Raw genomic sequence first — 24,226 nt, 5'->3', positions numbered from 1 at the left:
CACTCAATTCATCGTAATTACGATAATTCAATATCGCAATAATGCGTAGATAGCACCAGTTACACTTCCTATTATTTCGCCAACAAATCAATTCTTAACCTAAACAGAAAACCTAAAAATGTGTAGATGATGGTGTTGCACACATCACGGAAGACGGCCTTAAAACCCAATGCAGCAAACGAACCTATCAATGGTAGACGTTACTTAAGAATGATTTCGCCAGGTGTTTTTAACACTCTATTCGCGAGAATGCGTTGTCTACGTGGTCAAAGCGATTTTTAATTGTCATCTAGTACTTTTGACTCAGTAGGTCTATACGGTTACGTGAGTTCAACACCTCTTTCAGATGTCTTCTAAAAGTCTTGTACCAAGGCTGCACTTTCTCTCTCCTTATTTAGGTTGAGATATGAACTTTATAAAAATCGTTTTCCAGAAAATCTGGGCCATTGTGATGGTCTTGGTCAAATTCTGTCTGTTTATGGCAGTGATGTTTGCGGGAGCATGGGCTCTTGCACCATTAGGCACAATCCATTCTAAAGACATCGACATGTCTCAATTCAACAATCATCCCAATGAAATGATGATGAACTTCTTCCAGATGGAGTCCTTCTCTGGTTACTTGTTCTCAGTGACCATTGCTGTGGTTTTAGCCGGTGTTTACGGCATGTGGCAGTTGCATGAACTGGGTGTGCATAAAGCAAAAGAGCACAAAAGCGCTCACGTTCAGATCGTGTTTGCACTGTCACTTTGCGGACTCTTCATCAGCAAAACATTCTGGGTTATCGCATTGGTTATCGCATTGGCGAACTGGAAACATATTGGTCAATCACTGAGTGATGTGATTCGCCGTGGTGTTCAGCCTAAACAAGACGCGACCATTACAGAGACAGCCGCAGTCCACGTATCACCTGAACAACCGGTAACAGAGCCGTCTTCAGTAGAGCAATCTTCAAAAGAACAGGCTTCAGAAGAAAAGACTCCAACAACACCATCCGCTACAGAAAAAGAGGTCGCATAATGAAAGAGATGATGATTCCATACATCCTAATTGTATGGTCACTGTTTGCGACAGGCGCACTTAAGAAGAACTTCAAGAACTACACATGGGCTGCCATTGGTGGCGTAACGATTCTTGCGGTATTAGCGGTAATCTCTCGCTTGTGGGCACCCGTTGATCTAACCAACTCAACCACAGTGAAAGCACCACACGCGGTAATGTCACCGATCTTTGGCCAGCAGATCGACCAAGTGCTTGTTGAACACAACCAAATGGTTAAAGAAGGCGACGTAATTTACACACTCGTCGACATTGACTCAGCCGCAGACAAAGCAAAGATCGAATCTTCAATTGTTCAGAAAGAAGAAGAGATCAAGCAAATGAATCGCGACTTAGAGCGTGCTGAAACGTCACCTGAAATTTTCAATATGCGTGACGTAGAAAAGTACGACTCTGATCTTCGAGTGCTGCATGCTGAACTGGTGTCGTTAAAAGCCGATTTACAAAAAGTAAATTGGGCGCAAGAGAAAAAGACCATTAGAGCTGAGTTTGATGGTCAGGTATCGATAGTGAATATTGCTGAAGGTTCTGTCATGGGTAACATGCACCTCTACAACACCAGCAAAAAGTTTCTTGAGATGCGTATTTCAGACCAAACTTATGGCTATGTTCAAGTAGGAGACTTCGCTGAGTTCTTCGTTGATGCATACCCAGGCCACGTGTTCCGAGCAAAAGTACACAGCTTTAATGCCGGTACCGGTGAGTCGAGTATTTCTCCACTTCAGGGGCCACAAAGCGTCGGTCAACACGTGGTAAGAAACGGCAATGGTTTAGGTCGTACTATCGTACTTGAGATCATTGAACCAGAAGGTTACAACATCCCTATTGGTTCAACTGGCGCGGCTTGGATCTCAGCAGAGAAACCACATCCGTTCTGGGGCTTCATTGATGTAATCGGCGCAGCAACAGTTCGCCTACAATCTTACAAGTCATACCTAGGTGCTTGGTAAACGATTAAGCTCTTGGTAAACGATTAGCTCTTGATAAGCAATTAAATATTCAATGATTTGGCTGTTATTCACTCGTATCACAGCCACTCATGAACTAGCGACTAATTGTAAAACAAATGCCCTCAATTTCAGGGCATTTTTGTATCTGTTGCAAGCTCACTTACTAATTGATTTAGATCAAAATTAATCGCCAATACAATCGTTTATCAAACAAATCATCGAAAAAACGATAGATTGAAATATTATTAGCGCGTAGATAGCGACCTCCCCCACCTCTATCATTTGGCTCAAGAAATCCAATTCCTGTATCCAAATATAAGGTCACTACCATGACTAATACATTCAAAAAAATGGCGCTTCCTGTTGCTATTGCGAGCACCCTACTTGCTTCTGGTTTTGCATCTGCAACGCCAACTGTAGAAGCGACATCGAAAGTCGGCCAAGAACTTCAGACGGCAAATGCTGCGCAATACCAAAACATTGATCTTGATGCTCGCTACAAGAGCGAGGTTCTATTCGAACACAAATCAAACATGTTCTGGGGAAAAGGCGAACGTATTCAAGTTGTTTCTAAAACAGGCGATTCTCTAGCTTACACTGCTGAGTCTGACCATGTTCACCCAATCCTCACCAAGCATGGTCGTAAAATGGACGAAGCAATCATCAAAGTAGATGACAACGTATATCTTGGTTACGGTTTCGGTCTAGATACACCCGTCATGATTGAAGGTACGGACGGCATCATCATTGTTGATCCAGGCGAGTCGGTAGAAATGGCTCAATCGGTAAAAGAGTAATTCCGTCAAATCACCGACAAGCCGGTTAAAGCAATCATTTATTCTCACAACCACATCGACCACATCTCTGGTGTGCGTGCGTGGGTGACTGACGAAGAAGTGGCATCAGGTCAAGTAAAAATCATCGCTGAAGAAGGCCTAACCGCTGCAGTGGCTAACTGGTCTTCAAACCTAGGTACTCTATTTGGTCACCGTACTTCTTACACAGGTGCTAAGCACGTAGAAGAAGGCGAGCACGGCACAGTAAACGACGGCCTTGGTCCACGCTTCATGCAAGGTGCTATCTCGTTCATCGAACCAAACCTGCTTGTACCAAGCCAAAGCCACATCGAAATCGAAATTTCTGGCGTGAAAATGCACATCGAGAACGTGCCATCTGAAACTAAAGATGAGTTAGTGGTTTACTTCCCAGACCAGAAAATCCTGCACGCGGCTGAAGTACTTCAAGGTGAGAACTTCCCTAACCTTCACACCATCCGTGGTACTAAATTCCGTGACCCATCAATGTGGTTCAAGGGCATCGACGTAATGCGTAAGTTCGACACTGAGATCATGATTAACTCTCACGGTCGTCCTGTTGAAGGTAAAGAAGCAGTAGCTGACGTACTAACGGCTTACCGTGATGCGATTCAATACACTCATGATCAAACTATCCGTTACATGAACAAAGGTATGACGCCAGACGAGCTAGTTGAAGTAGTTAAACTTCCTAAGCACCTTGCAGAACACCCTTGGTTAGGTGAACACTATGGTACTGTTGCACACGCCGTGCGTCAGATTTACGTAGGTTACAACGGTTTCTTCGAAGCGGATCCATGGCAGCTAGAGCCAATGGCTTACGAGCAACGCGCTAAAGCATTCGTAGAGATCATGGGCGGTCGTGACAACATCCTTACGACTGCACAAGCAGCAATTAAGGCTGAGAACTACACATTTGCAGCAGAAATTCTTTCTTACCCAATCACGGTAAACAAGCAAGATATGGAAGCTCGTGAGATGAAAGCACAAGCTTACAAAGCATGGGCTGCAGACCAAGTGAACATCAACTGGCGTAACTGGGCGCTCAACGCGGCGGCTGAACTAGAGAACAAACGTGACTTCTCTAACATGATCAGCTTCGCTTCTGTTGACGTTCTTACTGCACTACCAAGCAAGCAGATCTTCGACATGATGACTTCAACGCTTATCGCAGAAAACTCGTTAGACGTGAACATGATGCTAACGTACAACTTCTCTGATACGAACGAAGCATTCACTATCGAAATCCGTAACGGTATTGCTCAGTTACACGAAGAAGCAGTGAAAGGCGCACACGTTCAAATCGACACCACTCGTGCAGTATTGAACCAAATCTTGATTGCAGGTCCAAACGCTCAACAAGTGATTGGTACCAACCTACAGTCTGGTGCATTCACGTTCTCGAATGGCGACATCAAAGGCTTCGGTCAATTCATGAGCTACTTCGATAAGGCAATGACTCCAGAAGAGATCATGCTCATCGTTCGCTAATAGCGAGCTCGAACGGTCGCTCTTTGGCGATAGATCTTCGACGATGGCTCTTTGACGAAAGCTACTTAGCAAACAATCTCGCTAAATAGCTATCAATCGATTCGCTGACCGTTACATGGACGACAAACAAATACAGGGACCCTTTGTGGTCCCTTTTTTATCGTCAGGTTCGGCTGCTGCCGTCAGATTCTTAATCCTTTTACAGGTCTCGATAACCATTATGTTAAAACGATTTGCTCTGATTCTTTCGCTTACCTCTTCACTCACGTTTGCCTGTGGTCTTCACCAAGATACCGGATTTAGTTTGGTGACAGAGCCCGGTTCACTCGAGGTATTTGGTAACGTCATTACAGCCAGACAAGACGATGAATTCAACAACCTCAATAAGCCAGATCACTTTCGACTCTTTGCCATCAAGGCTGCGCTTGCGAAACCCCACCCAAGCAAAATTGAGTTCAACTTGTTCGAAGCAATCAAAGGTCATTACAGCCAAGTGAAACTTGAGAAGGGGGTCGATGTCTCAGGCAGAGATACTTTGCCTACCGAGGAAGATCTATTACTGATTACGGAACTCGATGTGTTCGATGCGTTGGCAACTGGCACCATCTCTTGGGATCACGCGACACTAAACGGCTTAGTGATCATCAACGGCCCACAAGATAAACGAGAGCAGCTTGAAGATTGGCTGAGTGATATTTTTGAAGGGTAATAGCTTAAAGCGGGACAGATAAAAAGTCGTCAAACCCTCGGACTTCAGAACATTGAGGGTTCAACGACAAACTTAAATCAAAAAAGCGTAGGCAACGGAATCAACTCCAGCCCCAGTACACCACTGATACTCATCACCACCAGCAGAGAGACCTTGAAGACGGTCTTTGACCACTGGATGTAGTTGAGGCAATCAACTTTGCGAAATGTCACTTTGGTCCACATAAAGCAAACCGCCGCTGACACCGCGAGGTATTCATAACCTGCTTCCCCGAGTAGGAACAGCGCCAATGATACTGCACCAAACGCCACTACATAGGCTTTCATGTGTTGATGCGCTTTGTCGACGCCCTCTTTCACCGGTAACACAGGAATGCCTGCATCTCGATAATCTTGAAGGTGGAACATCGCGATCGCGTACGAGTGTGGCATTTGCCATAAGCAGAACATCACAAACAACAATACCGCTTCAAGGCTGATGTAATTCGTCACCGCCAAATAACCCACCAATGGCGGAACGGCTCCCGAAATACTGCCGACTAAAGTGCCATAAACCGATGTACGCTTGTACCACATGGTGTAGAAAAAGACGTAAAACACATAGCCAAGCAACACCATGACCGCAGAGATCGGATTAGCGAACTGGAACAGAAGCGCTGTGCCTGAGAGTAGTAAAACCAAGGCATAAACGAACGCGACGTCTGTATTGATGTTGCCCTGAACCAATTCTCGATTTCGTGTGCGCTTCATCTTTTGGTCGATGTCTCGATCAAAGATGTTGTTCACAACACAACCTGATGCAATCACAAGTCCCACACCCGCTAATGTTGTCAGTAACAACATCGCGCTGGCTGGTTCTGTTTTTGCGGCGAGGAAGAACCCCGCCGCAACAGAAATCAGGTTGCCGAAAATGATGCCCGGTTTGGTGATAGACAGATATCTTTTCAGCATACCTTAGCCTACAACTTCATGTTGACGTTCATGTTGTAGATAATCCATACCGAGCCAGCGATAAGAATCAATACAACAATGGCGGTAAACATCAGTGACACCAAGTTCCAACGCCCATCGGAAGATTTCGCTTCCATATGTAAGAAGTACTTAAAGTGCACAAAAATTTGCACCAACGCGCAGCCGAACAAGATCACGTACGTTTCTGTGCTTGGTAATACATGCGCCCACACGATGTAGAACGGAATAATGGTGAGAATCAGTGACGCTATAAAGCCTTTCACATAATCCGTTGCACCACTGTCTAGATGCTGTTCCATTACATCACCCCCATTAAGTACACGATGGTAAATACACAAATCCAAACGATATCAAGGAAGTGCCAAAACAAGCTCAAGCACTGGAAGCGCATCGACATGTTGTCGTTCAAACCTTTGGTTGAAAGCTGGTGATAAGCCACCGCCATCCAAATCAGACCAAACGTTACGTGCAAACCGTGTGTGCCAACCAAGGTAAAGAACGCAGAAAGGAATGCACTTTCTTGAGGGCCATAACCTTCTGCAATCAAATGATGGAACTCATACACTTCCATACAGATAAAGGCTAAGCCCAATACGAAAGTAACTTTGATCCATCGCTTCAGTCCGGTCACGTCTTTGCGCTTCATTGCAATCATGCCAAAACCAAAGGTGATGCTACTGAACAGCAGCATCATGGTTTCGACAAACACGAACGGCAGTTCAAAGATGTCTTTACCTGTCGGCCCTGCAATTGATCCACTCTCAAGCACGGCATACGTCGCGAAAAGCGTGGCAAACAGGACACAGTCACTCATCAAGTAAACCCAGAAGCCAAACAACTTATTCCCCGCAGCTTCGTGGTGATGATCATGCGAGTGTGCAAGATCATAAGTGTGTGACGGAGTATTAGCTTGCATACGTCGTCTCCAAGTCATCTTTTTTGTCGTTGTTATCAGTGTCAGCGCTGTTACCACGACCAGAATGGTCGCCTTTCACTGACTGTTTCTTCGCTTCTGCAAGCTGTGCACGTCGAGCCGCTTCAATCGCTTTGATCTCTTCAACTTCCACGTAGTAGTCCACATCGTCGTTGTAGCTGTGTTGAATACACGTCACCACGATGCCTACTAAGCTTGCAGCCGCTAGCCACCAGATGTACCAGATCATTGCGAAGCCAAATGCCAACGCCCATGCAGACACATAAATGCCTGTCGGTGTGTTCTTCGGCATGTGAATACGTTCGTATTCTTCTTCCTGAGTTGGATCAAACTCACCACTTTGCTTTTGATACCAGAACGAATCGATCTCATCGCCCTTAGGCAATTTTGCAAAGTTATAGAACGGTGGTGGTGACGATGTCGCCCATTCGAATGTACGTCCGCCCCAAGGGTCACCCGTTAGATCTCGGTTTTGGTCGCGGTCACGAACACTCACGTAAATCTGGACGAACTGACACACCACACCCATCGCAATCACGCCCGTACCTGCAGCCGCAACCGCCAATAGTGGGAAGAACTCAGGGTTAATGTCTTGGCTCAAACGACGCGTCATGCCCATAAAACCTAGAGCGTAAAGCGGCAAGAACGCCATCAAGAAGCCGATGATCCAGCAGTAGAACGCGCGTTTGCCCCAAAGCTCGTTCAAAGTGAAACCGGTCGCTTTCGGGAACCAGTAACCAATCGCAGCGAAACAACCGAACACTACGCCACCGATGATTACATTGTGGAAATGCGCAATCAGGAATACTGAGTTATGCAGAATGAAGTCTGCACCCGGTACTGCCATTAACACGCCCGTCATACCACCAACGGTGAAGGTGATAAGGAAGCCAACTGTCCACAACATAGGTGTTGTGAAACGGATACGACCTTTGTACATGGTGAACAGCCAGTTGAAGATCTTAACCCCGGTCGGGATAGAGATAATCATGGTTGCGATGCCAAAGAAGGCATTCACATTGGCGCCTGAACCCATGGTGAAGAAGTGATGTAGCCAAACCACAAACGCTAAAATAGTGATAGCCACCGTCGCCCATACCAGTGAGGTATAACCAAACAGTTTTTTGCGAGAGAAGGTTGCAGTCACTTCAGAGAACACACCGAAGATAGGCAAGATTAGGATGTACACCTCAGGGTGTCCCCATGCCCAAATCAAGTTCACATACATCATCACGTTGCCACCAAGGTCATTGGTGAAGAAGTGCGTGCCGATGTATCTATCCAAAGTCAGTAACGCGATAGTGACCGTTAGGATTGGGAAAGAGATGATGATCAGGATGTTTGCACACAGAGATGCCCAAGTGAACACTGGCATCTTCATCATTGGCATAGATGGAGTACGCATGCGCAAAATAGTCGCGAAGAAGTTCACACCCGTTAACGTGGTACCCACACCGGATATTTGCAGTGCCCATATCCAATAATCGACCCCGACTCCTGGGCTCGCCTCAATGCCAGACAGCGGCGGATACGCCAACCAACCCGTACGGCCAAACTCACCTAAGCCAAGCGACATGTTGGTTAGGATAATACCCACCACAAATAGCCAGAAGCTCAAGTTATTCAGATAAGGGAATGCAACATCACGAGCACCGATTTGCAACGGCACGATGATGTTCATCAAACCGATAACCAAAGGCATCGCTACGAAGAAAATCATGATCACGCCGTGAGCCGTGAAGATCTGGTCGTAGTGATGTGGCGGCAAATAGCCCGTTTCACCGGCTGCAGAAAGCAATTGCTGGCTACGCATCATGACCGCATCAGCAAAGCCACGAACTAACATCACCATCGCAACAGCAATGTACATGAAGCCCAATTTTTTGTGGTCTACCGACGTAAACCATTCATTCCAAAGGTATTGCCACTTACCGGCTTTGGTTACCGCGTACACCACTAAACTGCCCACTAAAGCGATCATGGTTAACGTGACCAAAATAATGGGCTCGTGGTAGGGAATTGAGTCTAGAGTTAATCTTCCAAACATGACGATTATCCTTGGGTTTCCGGCAAACAGTTCATTGAACCAGGGTGCTGGGTCACGACATCAGTGAATAAAAATGGTGGGATACTTGAAAACAGCGTCACAGGCTCAGCCACACTTGGCGCGGCCAATGAACGGAACTGCTCCCAATCTTCGATGCGATCAGGGCTTGCTTTCACTTTCTCCACCCAGTTTAAAAACGCCACTTGATCAGGCATGGCCGATGCGGTGAATTTCATCTGAGAGAACCCTTTGCCACTGTAGTTCGATGCAAAGCCTTTGAAGTCACCTTCGTGGTTTGCAATTAAATTCAACTTGGTCACCATTCCCGGCATCGCGTAGATCTGCGAACCAAGACGCGGGATAAAGAACGCGTTCATGATGTTGTCTGAAGTTAGCTTAAACGTCACCGGTACATCTTTCGGGAACGCAACATAGTTAACCGTCGCAATGTTTTGCTCCGGATAGATGAACAGCCACTTCCAGTCCAGAGAGACCACTTCGATCACCATAGGTTGCACATCACTTTCCAGAGGCTTTGATGGCTCTAATTCGTGTGTTGTTCGCCAAGTGATGGTGGCTAGAATCGCGATGATGATGATTGGAATCGTCCATACCACCACTTCAATCTTGGTTGAGTGTGCCCAGTCAGGTGCATACTCTTCCGTGGTATTGCTCTCGCGGTATCGGTAAGCAAAGTAGATGGTCATCAGAATCACTGGGATGACGACAATCAACATCAGCAACAGAGCCGTGATAATCAGCTCTTTTTCCTGAACGCCAACGCTACCTTTTGGGTCGAGCAATGCGGAGTTACATCCTTCGAGCATCAGAACGGTTCCCAGCAAACCAATCTTCGACAAATTTGTCCTCGATAAAATGCGTTTATATCTTGAAGCTTCCATTAACTTTCTCGATGGTTATCCAGCCTCAGAACGAACGTCTGAGTACTGGTTGTCATGATCATTAGAATATTTATGTGTTGAGCATGTGAAACGCCGCATCTCAAAAAGCAATGCAATAAGGTTCGTTACTGCTGGGTTAAAACCACACAGAAAACATGACTTAATTGTTACACTTTGAAATACATTGTTACATTCGGCGCATTATGAAGAGTTGAAATTGAAAGCTCACCAAACAAACTTGGAAACTAACCTTCCATTTATGAAGACGAAAACTAAGAAGCAGTAAGCGATTAAGACACACATCAATAGCGTGCTACACAGATGGAGCCAGTACTGACAAGGGATTTAGAAAAAGTAGATAAACACTCGCTCACCACCAAAGCTCGGGGCAAGTTCAAGGTACATTAGAAAGAGCGAATAAATAGAAGTGTGACGCCCGTCAAAATTGTGAATTCACATACCATTTACAAGGTATTCACTGGTTAGATTATTCAAAACACCCACTCATTCACCAACAAGATAATCAAGCATTCATCTATGCACTAATGTGACGAATTGAAAGAATATAATGACTAACAGAAAGGATAATTTGACTAATTGAGGGCGTAATAGCGGTGAAAAGCACAACAAAAAGGTAGGAATTGGGATGAATTTATCGAGAATAACCACACCATAATCGAGCCAGATACGGCTCGATTATGGGCAATTAAAGAGTAGCCAAATTGAAGAGACGTTAAATCGAAAAACAGTTATGCCGCTTGAGTAGTCATGGATTTTCGCTGATTTCGAGTCATCAAATGATAAACCACAGGCACAAAGTAGAATGAAATAAGCGTGGTTAATACCGTTCCGCCCACAATCGCGACCGCAAACGGAGGCCAGAAACCACCGCCAGCGATGATCAACGGCATAAAGCCCCCCACCGTCGTAATCGTGGTCGAGCTGATATGTCGAGTACACGACATCACCGCCTCAACGACCGCATCAACATTCCCAGAGGAAGCCTCCTTGTCTAGCTTCAATTCGGTCAGAATGACAATGGCCGCGTTGATCGCCAAACCTGCAATGCCGAGCATCGCGATGATCACCGTAAAGCCAAACGGATAACCGAAAGTCCAAACCGACAACAACCCTAGCCCACCCGCCAATCCTGCTACCATGAAGATGATGCTGCTCATTCGGAACGAGTTGAATGACATCACCACCACCAAAACCATCAATACCACCACGACTGCGACATTCGAGATGAGGCTGTTGACTGAATTATCTCGTTCAGCAGATTCACCACCAAAACCAATCGTATAGCCTGATGGCATCTGATAGTTTTCTAGGCGTTTTTGGAATTCATTGAGCACGGTTTGAGGCAAGACACCCGCTTCAATGTAGCCCTCAATGGTATTCACACGCTGCCCGTTACGACGAGTAATCGCGCCGCGACTTGTGGTCAGTTCAAGTTCGGCCAGTGTCGATACGTTAATACCTGTCGAGTAGACATCTGAACTGATTGGTAAACGGATATTGCTTAAATGCGCTAAGTTCTCACGCGCCTCATCTGCCACACGAACACGGATTGGCACCGATTCACTGCCTTCAATCACAGAGCCACTTTCACGACCTGTCAGCGTAGTTTGCAGCATACCTGCGAACTGGTTCAATGAAATACCATTCAGCTTTGCGGTGTCTTCATCAACCTTCAACCACACCTTCGGAGTACCTGGTTGCAGGGTTTCCCTTGTGTGCGTCACATGAGGAACACCCGCCAAAATCAATCGCACATCCTCACCAATCGCTTTCAACGTATCGAGGTTTTCACCATACACTCGCAGTTCAACGGGCGCGGTAAATGGAGGCCCTTGGTTAAGCTTACGTACCAAGATTTGTGCTTCCGGCACCTCTTCATCCAACACCTTTTGCAACTGTGGAATTAGCGTATTGGCTTGGTCAAAGTTCTCTGTTTTCACCATGGCTTGCGAGAAGTATGGCGCATTATTTTGCCTTGCTTGCAGGTTGTAATAGAAGGATGGGAAGTTTGCACCCACGAGCCAATCGATACGCTCCACTTCAGGGTAACGATGAATGATATCGTCGATTTTTTCAGAGGTGTTTTTAGTGGCATAAATGCTCGCTTGCGGCGGCATGTACACCTGGATCTCAAACATGTCTCGGTCTGATGGCGGGAAGAATTGCTCAGTCAGCTGAGACATACTCCAGTAACCGGTAAACGGAACCAACAACACCAAAGCAATCGTGATAATTGGATGCGTGACACCAAAGCGGACAGAAGATGAGAACCAGCGCGTCAAAGCCGGGATTCTTAAGCCGGTCATGTACCAATGGTGCTGTCCTTTCTTGTCGACATCACTGAGTTGTTTCGGCAGTAGCTTAGTCGCTAAGCCTGCGATTAAGGTGTGCGAGATGATGTAAGAGCCGATCAATGAGAAAGAAACGGTAATCGCAATACCACCGACGAACTCACCCGATGCACCCGGCATCAAGATAATCGGGGCAAACGCCAACACGGTAGTTAAAGTTGAGCCTAATAACGGCACCCATAAATGCTTCAATGCATTCATGGTCGCTTCTGCTCGTTGTTGCCCTTTCAAACGATAAGCTTGAATGGTATCGACCATCACCACCGCGTTATCAACCATGATCCCGAGCGCCACAATTAGGCCTGTCACCGACATTTGGTTAATCGGCACACCGGTCATTTTCATGATCGACAAGGTCAATAATGAGGTTAACGGCAGAGAAATGGCGACTAAGATCGCGGCACGCACGCCTAAAGTGACAAACAGAACAATCAAGATCAGACCGAAACCGATCATCAAGCTTTTGCCTAAATCGTCTAAGCGAGTTTCGGTATAACCTTGCTGATTAAAGAGCACGGTCACCTTAACGTTACTTGGTAACTCTTGCTCAAATTTACCAATCAGAGCATTAGCTCGCGACGTCCAGTTATCAACTCGCAGATCAGGGTGCATTCTTGCCGCGACAATCACACCCGGCTCACCATCAATAATGGCAATCTGGTCTTGCGGGGTTTTCTCACCACGCCTCACAGAAGCAATGTCTTCCATACGGATGATGTGACCTTTGCTATCAGTGGCTATTGGCACTTGCTTAATACGTTCAATAGAATCGAGTTCAGATTTAATTTCTAAGCCAAAGCGAGAATAAGCACTGACCAGTTCACCCGCCGAGTTCTTGGCGTCCGCCCCTTCTAGCGACTCAGCAATATTAGCACTTGAGCGCCCCAACGCGGCTGCATCTGCGGTACGTAAACTGATTTGAATCTCTTCTTGTGGCATCCCATATTCATCAACGAATTCAGTACCCGACAAGGTTCGTAACCGCTTGGCGAGCTCTTTGGCATAACGGCCCAGCGTTAATCGGTCAGGCTCGCCTGAACCAGACCAGGTTAGAGATGCGATGGTTGTGAAAGCATAGGTATGATCACTATCGAGATCGGGAGAGTGAGAGCCCGCAGGCAAAATGGATTCGATGTCAGATAGCTTGTCGCGAGCTTGAGACCAAACCGGCTCAGGCTCGGTGATGGTGTCATTCAATTCTAAGGTGACAATAGACACGCCCGGTCTTGAGGTTGAGCTCACGAGTTTAACTTCACTCAGCTCACGCAGCTTGTTCTCGATAACTTCTGTTACCAAGGTTTCAACACGCTCGGCACTGGCGCCGGGGAAACTGGTAGTAATGTTCGCGTAACGGTTGATGATCACCGGATCTTCTGCACGCGGCAACGTCATGAACGCAGAAATACCACTCACCATCAGCAGTGCGGTCATTAAGATAAGCAGTCGAGTGTTGGAAATAGTCTCTATGATTTTCATGCTATTTCCTATTCAGCAGTAACGCTTGCTGGCTTCACGGTTTGTCCGGGAACTAAACGATGTAAACCACTGGCAATCACTTGTTCACCGTCTTCAATCGCCCCACTCACGTACGCTTGTTGATTGTTGGCAAACAACACCTGAACACTTCGGCGCTCAACTTTGTTGTCTTCACCAATCACAAAGATGTTCCACACACCGCGCAATCCATCAATCAAACCCGTTAATGGCACCCAGTAGCCTTGGTCATCAATCTGCTCATCAAATTTCAGATAGGCAAGTTGCCCTTCTAACACCGACGATTGTTCAGGAAACAAGTAACGCAAACCGACACTGCGAGACTGTGTGTCGACCATTGCGCCCGGATTCAACAGGCTCACAGCGAATTCATCTCGCCCGACGCGAATACTTGGGGCGGAAAGTGAAGTAACCTTTTTCATTTGATGGGCAGGAATACCGATAAAGGCCTCTTTCCCTTCAGAGGCAAGCAGTGTAAGAGTTGGATTCCCTACATTCACTACATCTCCAAGCGAGACAAAGCGGGTTGCGATAGTCCCTGAATATGGCGCACGAACTGTCGATTTCACCAGCTTCAATTGATTGCCTTTTACCGAGGCATCAATACGCAGCAAGTTCGCCTGCAATACGCGTTGCTCACTGGTTAACGAATCAATCTCAGCTTCGGCACTGAAGCCTTTCGCTTTCAATGAACGTTGACGTTTAAGGTTCGCTGCCACCAAACTCAATTGAGCTTTGACTTCTTCAGCCTGCGCTTTCAGTTGGCTAGACTCGGTTTCCAAAAGTTGGGTATCCAGTCTGATCAACGGCTGACCTGTTGTGACTGTGTCACCGACATCCACCAGAATCTCATTGACCTTACCCGCCAATTCAAAACCCAAATTCGCCTGCTGCCCGGCCTTTACCACACCGACATATTCACGCTGTACCGCATACGATGGAGAGCGTTCCAAAGCGACAGTTTCTACTGTTAAGACTGTCGACGCTGCACTACTCGATTCCACTGCAGCATTATCTGCATCCGATGCTGTCTCGGCTTGTGTATTTTCACCACACCCGACAAGAAGAGTCGACAACGCCACTGCTACTGCGCTTCCCTTCATCAATTTATACATACTTCCTGTTCCTATGCGGTACTCAATTATGTTCTTTTTTTAGACTAACCAAACCAAACTAGACTGTCTAGTTTGATTGTGTTAAAAATAAGTTTCATGGTTAATGTTTGATAAAACCATCACAAAAAGCATAATGCTTAGCGCCAAATGAGACACCTATAGCGGAGTATCAATAGGCACTAAGCAAAGAGACAAGCTAGGTAACGACCCAACACCAAGTAACGAGAAGCAAGCACGTGACAAAAATCATCAAGAGTGAACAGAAGAGATCGCAGATCTTAACCGCAGCCAGCCAACTTTTCTCTGAACATGGCTTCAAGATCAATATGGATCAAATAGCCAAAGCAGCGAACGTTTCCAAGCAAACGGTCTACTCTCACTTTAAAAACAAAGACGAGCTTTTCGAAACCTGCATGCAAACTAAGTGTGCCGAGCGCGAACTCAGCCCTTCTGCTTTTGATATGAATGCCACTTTGGAAGACGAATTGGTGAAGTTTGGTGTGAAGTTTCAAGATTTGTTACTTGATGAGCAGTCCAGACAGACCTTTCAAAATGCTGTGAGCCAATCCAACACGCACCCAGAGATCGCCTCTATCTATTTAGAAACTGGGCCTCAGAAAACCACCAAATTACTTGCTGATTATTTGCAGTCGAAAATAGACTCTGGTGATCTCACACTGTCGACATCAAGCTCACCAGTCATTGCAGCACGCCAACTGTTGCTGATGTTTCACGGCAAATCGGCGTATTGGTCATTCTTCGGTCACGATAGCGGAGAATCCGAAGAAGAAAGGCTTCACTACACTCGCGAATGTGTCGCGCTATTCTTGAACGGCAACCAGCCTCGTTAATCTTAGAATATTTAACCGTTAGCTCGCATTTGAAGCTGACTCAAGAAGTAACTCATAGAAACGTTTAGCAGCAGGGCCTGTCTTGGCTCCTTTTGGTAAAGTCAGGTGCAGCGGAACGTGATACCCACTGCCATTTTCGACATTCAACACAGTGAGCTTGTCGCTACCTCGACTTTCAACAATGTGCTTTGGTAGTCGACAATAACCGACTCCCTGCTCTACCGCGCCAAACGCATGATCGAAATTATCCACCGTAATGCGCTGACTCGACTTCAACCAACCCACATCCTGTTTGTTCCCTTGGCTTTTAGTGCCTTGATTAGATCGTGTACCTAAATCTCGCACCACAATTTGTGGCAAAGACGACAGTTGATTCAACGACAGTGAAACGGCACTTGCTAACGGATGTGAGCTAGCAACTACTGGCTCCATCATCGTAAAACCAAACGCTTCGGCTGAGTAATTAGTAATAGGCAAGTTGATGATAGCCACATCAGCCAGTTCTTGAGTCACCATTTCCGTTGTTTTAGACAGTGACGTTTCAATCACTTGTATCGATGTGGTGTTGTTCTCCGCCAAAAATGCCGCCATCGGTTGATAAAGGCGTTCAAGGCAGCACAAATGATCCACGGCGACCACGATTTCAGATTCGACGCCTTTCGCCAGCTGTTCACTGATCAACTCTAGCTCGCGAGCTTGTTCCAACATACTGCTTGCACGGCGCAACAGTGATTTACCATCCTCCGACAAGACCGCCCTACGACCTTCAACCTGCACTAAAGTCACGCCTAATTGGTCCTCCAATTTTCTCAGCGCATAGATCAGCGTGGTGTGGCTCTTGTTCAATTGCACTGCCGCCGCCTGAATGCTGCCTGCACGGTCAATTTCGTAAAGCGTTTGCCATTGGTCGAGGGTGGTTTTCAATCTCATCGGTCTAAAATCCTGATAGTTATTAACTATATTATGAACTTTTCTGTCTGTTTTTTACAGGTAATATCTATTCCAACAGGCAATCAAGCCCCCTACGTTTTGCGAAATGACCATGAGTCTCAGCGCAATACCAAGTAACTGTTTGGAGAAATAACCATGAAATTATTACAAGTCGATTTTGAATTTTCAGGCCCATTTGGTGAAGAGATGTCGAGCGCGCTAGTTGACCTAGCAAAATCTATTAACAACGAACCGGGTATGATCTGGAAAATCTGGACAGAAAACGAAGCTGAAAAACTGGGCGGTGGTGTCTATCTTTTTGAAGACCAACTCAGTGCAGAGACGTACCTAGCGATGCATAGCGCTCGCCTTAAACAGATGGGTGTCGACGAAGTACGTGGTGTAATTTTCGACGTGAACCAGCCTTTAACTACCATTAACAAAGGCCCAATCAACGACTAGTTAATTCGCTGAATGAAAACAAAGCGATTGGAATGAATAAAGAATTAGCGAAAGGCACGAGATAGAGAGATAACAAATGAACAATAAAACGTTTTTAAGCCTACACGGCATCATTTACGCAGGGTTTGCTTTGGCGTTGTTTTTCCTACCAACGGTCATGTGGCCTATGTACGGCGTAGAAATTAATGATAAGTACGCTTATTTTCTCTCTCAGCACACCAGTATCTTCCTTGGTGGTATTGCCGCGATAAGTTGGTTATTGCGAGACATTGAGCCCGGAGTCAGTGCCAAAAAGCTCGTACAAGGTTTGGTTGTGACCAACATGCTGGGTGCCATCATCACCTTGTATGCCGCGTTTACAGGCATTTTTGTTGGTTTTGGTTGGAGTGACCCTGCGTTCTTCCTATCACTATCGATACTCAGCGTGTTGCAGGTTCGTCGACAAGGCTAGTTCATACAAAACCAAACCAATAAAAAAGGAACAGATGCACTCATCATCTGTTCCTTTTTCTCAATCAACTGTCGTTAACCTAGCGCGCTCAGCTTATTTGCTGTGCTCAACGTAAATCAATTCATCAGTATTGAAGCCACGCTCTTTCGACATGGCTTTAAACTTCTCCATCACTTCTGGTGCGACTTCAGGCGTTCTTGCGAGTAGCCATAAGTAATCAGTGTCGGGCCCAGAAACAAACGCGTATTGGTAGCCCTCTTTGTCTAATTCAAACACGACATAAGCGCCGTAGAAAGGGCCAAAGAAAGACACTTTCAAATAGCCTTGTTCAGAGCCCTCAACGAAGTACGCTTTTCCTTCCGCTTCGTTCCACTCACCTTCTTCCGCCGAATAACCACGGTTAATCACCTTCACGCCGCCATCATCACGAAGGCTGTATTCAGCGCTGATGTTGTCTAAGCCACGCTCAAACGAGTGATCCAAACGAGCCACTTCGTACCATTTCCCTAGGTATCGTTCCAACTCAAACTGTTGAACAGGCTTTACCGTTTCGGGCATGCCAACACAACCACCCAATAAGATCACGCTAAGCAGCAATAATATTTTTTTCATCCTAACCTCGACTTGTTTTTATTAGTAATGCGAGTAAGTCTCTTGAAAACATAAACTTACATCCTTGGTAATACGTTAAATCCATTTTTATAGCTCACTTAACTGTAATTTATTCAGAACCTTATGTGAATTGTTTAGTCTGCGAATGGATTCGCAATCCTTTATTGACGAGCTGTATTCCCACAACCACCTCAAAAGGCACTGGAATTACATTCAAACAAGAGAGCAACCAAGGACACTTTATTATTAAAAATTCACGATATGATTCTGGCCACTCGCTTTCTATACTTACTAAACAGTGGAACATGGAAGACATAATAATGAATAACAAGCTCACTCTGTCACGCACTGCATGGATAGCATTACTCGCAAGCTTATCGGCCGTAGCGCCTGTGCTTGCACAAGCCAACACTATTGTTCAAACACAAACAGCAGTTCAAGCGCAAACAACTGTTAAAAGCCAAAGTGCTGACCAAATTTTTACCAATGCAGATATATATGGGCATCGCGAGTCAGACTCGATCGTTACCCACAAAGGCAAGATCATCTTTATCGGTAACCAATCACAGGCGCAAACTTTTCAAGGGCAAAGCACTGATGTCATTGATCTAGACAATGCCTTTGTCTTGCCGGGGTTCATTGACAACCATAACCATGTGTTTGAAGCCGCCTCAGAGCTGGGTGGCAATTGTGAACTCGACTCTGAAGCAACGTTAGAAGAGCAAATACCCTACTTAGAAGCGTGTAAGATCAATGCTGATACCGATGGCAGAGGTTGGCTAATGGGTTATGGTTTTTCTTTAGAAGCGACGCTCGATAGCGACTCTGACTACACGCCACTAGAGATCATCGACAGTATCTTCCCGGATCGCCCTGTGGTGATCATGGAGCAGACATCACACTCAATGTGGGTCAACTCCAAAGCACTAAAAATCGCCCGAATCAGCCAACAATCTCCGGATCCACAAGGTGGCGCTTATTTAAAAGATCCTGATAGCAGCAAGCTCAATGGCATCTTGCTAGACAATGCTGGCGATCAAGTGATGGAGATGGCTTGGAACAGCCAAAGCGAACTGTTTGAGCAAAGCTACCAAGGGTTAATGTTCGGGCTTGAGGAAGCGGCAGCCCACGGCATCACCACCATTGGCGACGGTCGCATGTATTGGAAACGAGGTTGGTATGACGTTTGGCTAGAGGCCGAGCAAAATCAAGACTTAACGGCACGCGTGTCGCTGCGCCCTTGGGTATACCCATCGATGGCAATACCTTCTCAATTAGAAGTCTTTGAGAAGATGTATTCCGACGATAAAAGCCGTCTGTTACTTGTCGATCAGGTGAAAATGTACAGCGACGGCATCTTTATCAACGGCACCGCCAAAACGCTCGCACCCTACTTAGATACTTATCTTCCCCAGTCTCCTAATGGCTTGAACTATATTCCACCAGAACAAATGAAAGAGTGGCTAACTGCGCTCGAAAAAATAGGGTTTAGCGCCCACATTCATGCCATTGGTGATGGTGCCGTTCGTGAATCGCTTGATGCGATAGAAAGCATTCGCAAACAAGGTTCAACCAAGCCCTACACCCTAACCCATGTCGAATTAATCAATGATGAAGATGTGCCACGTTTTCGCCAATTAGACGTGACCGCAGATTTCCAAGTCGGCTCTGATTACGTTGCAAGGCATCAACACCAATGGGCCGAAGCTTTCCTTGGTGCTCGCCGTGCTAAAGCCATGATGAACCTCGACGCGATTCTCAAGACCGACGCGAATATCACCTTAAGCAGTGACTGGAACGTACACGACATCAACCCATTGGTCGGCATCGCGAACAGTTTAATCATGGGTAAAACGGGCCTAACTGATATCTACACGGCTATCGACGCTTACACGATTAATGCCGCTTCTAGCTTGGGCATCGACGACATCACTGGATCTATTGAGGTAGGAAAATCAGCGGACTTCGCCATTCTCGACCGAGACATAACGACCATATCTGCAAGACAAATAGCCAAGACTCAGGTGTTGATGACGGTGTTGCGCGGAAGTGTGGTTTACGAAAAATAGAACCAACAAGCACGTCGAATTGGTTATCGCAACTCAAACGAAAACGAAAACGAAAACGAGCCAGCTTAATCAGCTGGCTCGTCTGTTATTCACATATGTATTTTAGTTCTGTTACGCGTTGGTCTCTTTTAGTGCTTTCTCATTTGATTCTTGCTTTTCATCCAGAGCAAAGTAGATCTTCGATACAATCACTTCAGCAACCAAAATTGTAAATACCACAGCGAAGAACGCAACTACACCGCCCCAAGGGCCTGTGAAGCTCACCTTGTCACCGAACATAAGGTTTATCGCTTCTAGCATGACGAATTTTGAGCCAACAAGAATAATGTATGTCGACAGTGCTCGATACACCTTAGGTGCCGTTCCAGATTTCTGTTTGAAGTAATCCGCTACCTTGTGTTCTAAGCCAATAGAGAGCTTCAACAATAACTGCAGCAGCAACGCCGCTATCAAAGAAATAGTGAAAGATTCAATGTTGACGAAGTCCCAGTACTCATCGAAAAAGTTAAGCACTACTAAGTCCACCAGCACGGCTAACGTGTAACCTACGAATAGACGTTGTGGTGTGTTGAATCCGTAAACTTTGTCTGATTTAGTCATTCTGTCTCTCTCTAATTTGATAAGTCGCCTTGATTTGAAATACATCTTAGCGTTCGAATCGAAGCAAAACTTACCATTTCATGACACCACTCAAAATCATTCACGACATTAATGAATCGTCATAGTGTCCTCGCGCCTCCACCTTCAATAATCCTGATCGCCCACGTATCACTGTAAAGTAAAATGGCACTCTCGAGTGATCTGCTACTACCAAGTAACCTGCCACTACCAACTAAAGAAAGAATAGCGACGCTAAATGGATGACCTTTATTTAAGCAATGAGTGTGTTAATTGAAATCTTGCGTCCAATAAGACATCTTCGATGCATCTGACTTACTGGCTTTGTATCCAATCCCCATCTTTGTGTGTCGGCTATTCATCACGTTTTGGCAGTGACCTTCGTGACCAGCCCAACTATTAAGACCGGCATTGTTAATTTGCCCATCACTTCGTGGACTGGTGTAACCGAAAATAGGAATCACAACCGAATTGGATGAGAGGACAAACGCATTCTGACCAGAACTGTTCACAACAAAGTGACCTTGAGCATCTCTTCGGTACTGCTCATCTGAGTTCAACTGGGCATTACTCGCCGTATTATTGTCCCAAGCGATAGGAGCTGCTGGTGGGTAGTTACCACTCGAAAACGATGAACCAAAGGCATCACAATAACGTTGTGTCGACCTCGCACAATTTGTCGAGATAACAGATTGGTACTTGATACTGTTCTGACTTAGATCTTCTGGAATATTCACAATTCGGCACCATTTTTCATCGGCAACGCCTTGACCGGGCATCCCCCAAATCGCACCATTCAATAATTGATTTGTATCTAGTGAAGCGAAATCGATGAGAGTGTCGCTATTAAGCTGACCTAGATCCAAATCGATCTTTCCAGATGAAGTGTTCAACTCAAAGATCGAGGCCCCAACCTCCTTAGCTGCTGCGTTAATTTTGTCGCGCTGTAATAATTCCCACGAATCACCAAACCGCTCTTTTGACTGCTCTCCATAAGCTTGAGCGATAAAATCGTAAGTAGGTAAATTAGACTCTGTCCCGCTCCCATCTTTGGAAACTACGCTGCCAACGGTTTTAAATTCCAACGAACTGTCGAACACCGCATCGTTAAACACATACGATCCCAAGAGCTCACTAGAACAAGAGTTACTTTGCATATCGTATCGATATTCAGAAATTGTACCGTCCACAAGTAACTGATGATCCTTCCTTTGCGCGCTTAATCCTGTGGTTTCGTAACAGTGCCAATCGTTAACAAAGTTGCTGCCATTATCGATAACGATTGTTGGTACAGCGATAGTCACATCAACCTCCTGAGTATCTCCACTCTTGAACGCAGGCAGCTCATTTTTGACGGTAATAGATGAGAAATTTCTGATTGGATCCGTTTCTTCGATAAAACCTTCGATCGCAAAAATCATATTGTTGCTAAGAGCTTTAATGTCAGGCTGCTGAGAGGTAGATGATGAGCCGGTATTACTTGGATTACTTGGATTACTTGGAACATTAGCGTTATTAGACGTTGTGCTGTCACCTCCTGATGAACTCTCTCCACCACAACCCGTAATAATCAGTGCTAGAAGGGCGACTGCCGAGATATTTTGTTTTTTCATGAGTTAATCCTTAAGCATATATTTTTCTTGATGTAAGGATGTTGCCTCATAGAACGAACTTAAATTTCAGACCAATGTCAGAGCCCCTAAATACTGACACCGATTTAACATTTTATAAGATATTGTCAATTTAACGTTCGACCTATAAGTGGATGAACTCATTCAGTATTTTCATTAAGCCTTCCGTTTTAGATCCAGTTACAGTTCGGTAAATTGACTCTCAACACAAGGTGACGACGATTTGAAATACACCTTAACGTTCGAGTAGGAAAAACTTAGAAATATTGAAAAGCACCAAAAGATAAGTCTCGTCATTGCTTGTCACCAAATGGCCATTCTTCAAATGCTGCGCCCCATATGATGACCCCATCAGCGACACACACTCATTTCCAAAAGGTGCAGACTATGAAAAAGCTAATCACTAACGCGAACGTATTTAACGGTGTTGATAACAACCTAATCGAGAACGTATCACTTCTTATTGAAGACAACTTGATTACTCAAATTGGCAAGGTTGATGCAACGTTAGCGGATGAAATCATTGATGCTCAAGGTGGCACAGTCATGCCAGGCCTGATTGATGCGCACGTTCATATCACGCTCTCTGCCTCTTTTAATGTCATTGATACGATGACTCGTGAAGAAGTGGCGATTCGCTCAGCAAAGATTTCAGAAGAGATGTTAATGCGCGGCTTTACTACCATTCGCGACGTGGCGGGCAATACGCTTGGCCTTAAAAACAGTATCGACAAGGGCTATGCGACTGGCCCACGCATTCTTCCTTCAATGGCGGCTATCTCACAAACCTGTGGTCACTCCGATTACCGTCAAAACCAAGCACAAGAGCGTTTAGCAAACGGCCATGAAGACTCACCAATGATGAAGCAAGGCTCAATGAAAGTGGCCGATGGGCGTTCAGAAGTATTGAAAGCGGTGCGTGAACAGCTATTCATGGGCGCATCACAAATCAAGATCATGGCTGGCGGTGGCGCATCTTCAACCTTCGACCCGCTAGACACATTGCAATTTACATCAGACGAGATGAAAGCCGCAGTTGAGGCCGCTTCAGATTACGGCACTTATGTCGCTGCGCACATCCACACCTCTGATGCGATGCGCCGAGCAGCTGAAGCGGGCGTGATGTCTTTCGAACACGCGACCATCATGGACGACGACATTGCCGAAATCATTAAAGAGAAAGGCATTTGGGTGATTCCTTCTTACTTTACCTCTTCATTGATTGCAGAGCGTAAGATCCCGCTGCCAAATGAAGAGACATACCGCAAGACAGAACGCGTAGGCAAAGCGATGTTCAAGTCAGCAGAACTGATTAAGAAATACGACATCCAGAACATCGCTTTTGGCACTGACTGTGTAGGTGAAACCAACGTTCACGCGACACAATTGAATGAACTTGGTGCGATTGAGCAAGTATTCGATACCATCACCGCGCTTCGCATGGCGACATCAAACTGTGGTCGCTTGTTCGAAATGTCGACCTACCAACACCCATACCAAGAAGGCAAGTTAGGTCAGATCGTTGAAGGCGCGTATGCCGACCTATTGATCATCGATGGCAACCCACTGGAAAGTGTTGCATGTGTGGCGAACACAGAGACACAAAAACTGATCATGAAAGACGGCAAGGTGTACAAAAACACGCTTTAACCTCGAAAAGCGCTCGTCCATTCACCATAAAAGCAACAAATCTAAAGCAAATAACCGAGATGACTAACTTGGTTGTTTGCTTTTCTTTGAATCGC

General features: G+C 45.8%; 19 protein-coding genes and 1 pseudogene. 9 read left to right on the top strand and 11 right to left on the bottom strand.

The genetic code is table 11. From position 1 onward, the window contains the following. The first annotated feature begins 406 nt into the window (after positions 1-406). The 4 genes and pseudogenes from AB4486_RS17710 to AB4486_RS17695 all read left to right on the top strand — a co-directional run bounded on the left by AB4486_RS17710 (position 407) and on the right by AB4486_RS17695 (position 5,022). Positions 407-1,018 carry a magnesium transporter gene (locus tag AB4486_RS17710; protein WP_372117967.1) on the top strand — a complete coding sequence of 204 codons (612 nt, stop codon included), beginning with the start codon at positions 407-409 and terminating at the stop codon, positions 1,016-1,018. After that, positions 1,018-2,007 carry an efflux RND transporter periplasmic adaptor subunit gene (locus AB4486_RS17705; protein WP_012604427.1) on the top strand — a complete coding sequence of 330 codons (990 nt, stop codon included), beginning with the start codon at positions 1,018-1,020 and terminating at the stop codon, positions 2,005-2,007. Before AB4486_RS17710 ends, AB4486_RS17705 begins: the two co-directional genes overlap by 1 nt. A 329-nt stretch (positions 2,008-2,336) precedes the next feature. Continuing rightward, positions 2,337-4,313: pseudogene (locus tag AB4486_RS17700) on the top strand (alkyl sulfatase dimerization domain-containing protein). A gap of 220 nt (positions 4,314-4,533) precedes the next feature. Continuing rightward, entirely contained in the window at positions 4,534-5,022 is a 489-nt protein-coding gene (locus AB4486_RS17695) for a hypothetical protein (protein WP_012604429.1), read from the top strand. Between the two features lie 77 nt (positions 5,023-5,099). Here AB4486_RS17695 and cyoE read toward each other — a convergent pair whose 3' ends face one another. From cyoE to AB4486_RS17660, 7 genes are all read right to left on the bottom strand, one after another. After that, complete coding sequence (gene cyoE, locus AB4486_RS17690; protein WP_372117965.1) at positions 5,100-5,972, bottom strand: heme o synthase; 873 nt, start codon at positions 5,970-5,972, stop codon at positions 5,100-5,102. Between the two features lie 8 nt (positions 5,973-5,980). Continuing rightward, positions 5,981-6,292 carry a cytochrome o ubiquinol oxidase subunit IV gene (cyoD, locus tag AB4486_RS17685; RefSeq protein ID WP_004736302.1) on the bottom strand — a complete coding sequence of 104 codons (312 nt, stop codon included), beginning with the start codon at positions 6,290-6,292 and terminating at the stop codon, positions 5,981-5,983. Then, entirely contained in the window at positions 6,292-6,927 is a 636-nt protein-coding gene (gene cyoC / locus AB4486_RS17680; RefSeq protein ID WP_080967339.1) for a cytochrome o ubiquinol oxidase subunit III, read from the bottom strand. The genes cyoD and cyoC overlap by 1 nt, the downstream gene beginning before the upstream one ends. Further along, the gene (gene cyoB, locus AB4486_RS17675) at positions 6,899-8,974 is read right to left on the bottom strand and encodes a cytochrome o ubiquinol oxidase subunit I (protein WP_017066634.1); all 2,076 of its coding nucleotides are present in this window, start codon (positions 8,972-8,974) and stop codon (positions 6,899-6,901) included. Before cyoB ends, cyoC begins: the two co-directional genes overlap by 29 nt. 5 nt (positions 8,975-8,979) lie before the next feature. Continuing rightward, a complete protein-coding gene (gene cyoA / locus AB4486_RS17670; RefSeq protein WP_081326284.1) occupies positions 8,980-9,876 on the bottom strand; it encodes a ubiquinol oxidase subunit II in 897 nt (298 codons plus the stop codon). Positions 9,877-10,625: 749 nt separating this feature from the next. Continuing rightward, positions 10,626-13,724, bottom strand: a complete 3,099-nt coding sequence (locus AB4486_RS17665; RefSeq protein ID WP_372117961.1) for an efflux RND transporter permease subunit — start codon at positions 13,722-13,724, stop codon at positions 10,626-10,628. An 8-nt stretch (positions 13,725-13,732) separates the two neighbouring features. Further along, positions 13,733-14,857 (bottom strand): efflux RND transporter periplasmic adaptor subunit, encoded by a 1,125-nt coding sequence (locus tag AB4486_RS17660; RefSeq protein WP_372117958.1) that lies wholly within the window; start codon positions 14,855-14,857, stop codon positions 13,733-13,735. A 236-nt stretch (positions 14,858-15,093) separates the two neighbouring features. Between AB4486_RS17660 and AB4486_RS17655 the strand changes: the two genes are divergently transcribed. After that, positions 15,094-15,708, top strand: a complete 615-nt coding sequence (locus tag AB4486_RS17655; RefSeq protein WP_102393158.1) for a TetR/AcrR family transcriptional regulator — start codon at positions 15,094-15,096, stop codon at positions 15,706-15,708. 18 nt (positions 15,709-15,726) lie between these two features. Here AB4486_RS17655 and AB4486_RS17650 read toward each other — a convergent pair whose 3' ends face one another. Continuing rightward, the gene (locus AB4486_RS17650; protein WP_372117954.1) at positions 15,727-16,638 is read right to left on the bottom strand and encodes a LysR family transcriptional regulator; all 912 of its coding nucleotides are present in this window, start codon (positions 16,636-16,638) and stop codon (positions 15,727-15,729) included. Positions 16,639-16,794: 156 nt separating this feature from the next. Between AB4486_RS17650 and AB4486_RS17645 the strand changes: the two genes are divergently transcribed. Then, positions 16,795-17,100, top strand: coding sequence for a monooxygenase (locus tag AB4486_RS17645; RefSeq protein ID WP_102429136.1), 306 nt, complete (start codon positions 16,795-16,797; stop codon positions 17,098-17,100). A gap of 76 nt (positions 17,101-17,176) precedes the next feature. Further along, positions 17,177-17,551: a hypothetical protein gene (locus AB4486_RS17640; RefSeq protein WP_065103881.1), complete on the top strand. Its 375-nt coding sequence runs from the start codon at positions 17,177-17,179 to the stop codon at positions 17,549-17,551. A gap of 93 nt (positions 17,552-17,644) precedes the next feature. Here the strand turns inward: AB4486_RS17640 and AB4486_RS17635 are convergent, their stop codons facing one another. After that, positions 17,645-18,163 carry a lipocalin family protein gene (locus AB4486_RS17635; RefSeq protein ID WP_372117950.1) on the bottom strand — a complete coding sequence of 173 codons (519 nt, stop codon included), beginning with the start codon at positions 18,161-18,163 and terminating at the stop codon, positions 17,645-17,647. A gap of 320 nt (positions 18,164-18,483) precedes the next feature. Between AB4486_RS17635 and AB4486_RS17630 the strand changes: the two genes are divergently transcribed. After that, positions 18,484-20,232: an amidohydrolase gene (locus AB4486_RS17630; RefSeq protein ID WP_372117948.1), complete on the top strand. Its 1,749-nt coding sequence runs from the start codon at positions 18,484-18,486 to the stop codon at positions 20,230-20,232. Between the two features lie 111 nt (positions 20,233-20,343). On the opposite strand, the gene AB4486_RS17625 is transcribed toward AB4486_RS17630, so the two are convergent. Next, positions 20,344-20,832 (bottom strand): hypothetical protein, encoded by a 489-nt coding sequence (locus AB4486_RS17625; RefSeq protein WP_102533577.1) that lies wholly within the window; start codon positions 20,830-20,832, stop codon positions 20,344-20,346. Positions 20,833-21,119: 287 nt separating this feature from the next. Continuing rightward, complete coding sequence (locus tag AB4486_RS17620; protein ID WP_229648056.1) at positions 21,120-22,463, bottom strand: CAP domain-containing protein; 1,344 nt, start codon at positions 22,461-22,463, stop codon at positions 21,120-21,122. Positions 22,464-22,868: 405 nt separating this feature from the next. Between AB4486_RS17620 and AB4486_RS17615 the strand changes: the two genes are divergently transcribed. Beyond that, positions 22,869-24,131 (top strand): amidohydrolase family protein, encoded by a 1,263-nt coding sequence (locus tag AB4486_RS17615; protein WP_372117944.1) that lies wholly within the window; start codon positions 22,869-22,871, stop codon positions 24,129-24,131. Positions 24,132-24,226 lie beyond the last annotated feature (95 nt).

The organism is Vibrio sp. 10N.222.55.C6 (assembly GCF_041473395.1).
Taxonomy (GTDB): domain Bacteria; phylum Pseudomonadota; class Gammaproteobacteria; order Enterobacterales; family Vibrionaceae; genus Vibrio; species Vibrio crassostreae_C.
This window is presented reverse-complemented; position numbering and strand designations above follow the sequence as displayed.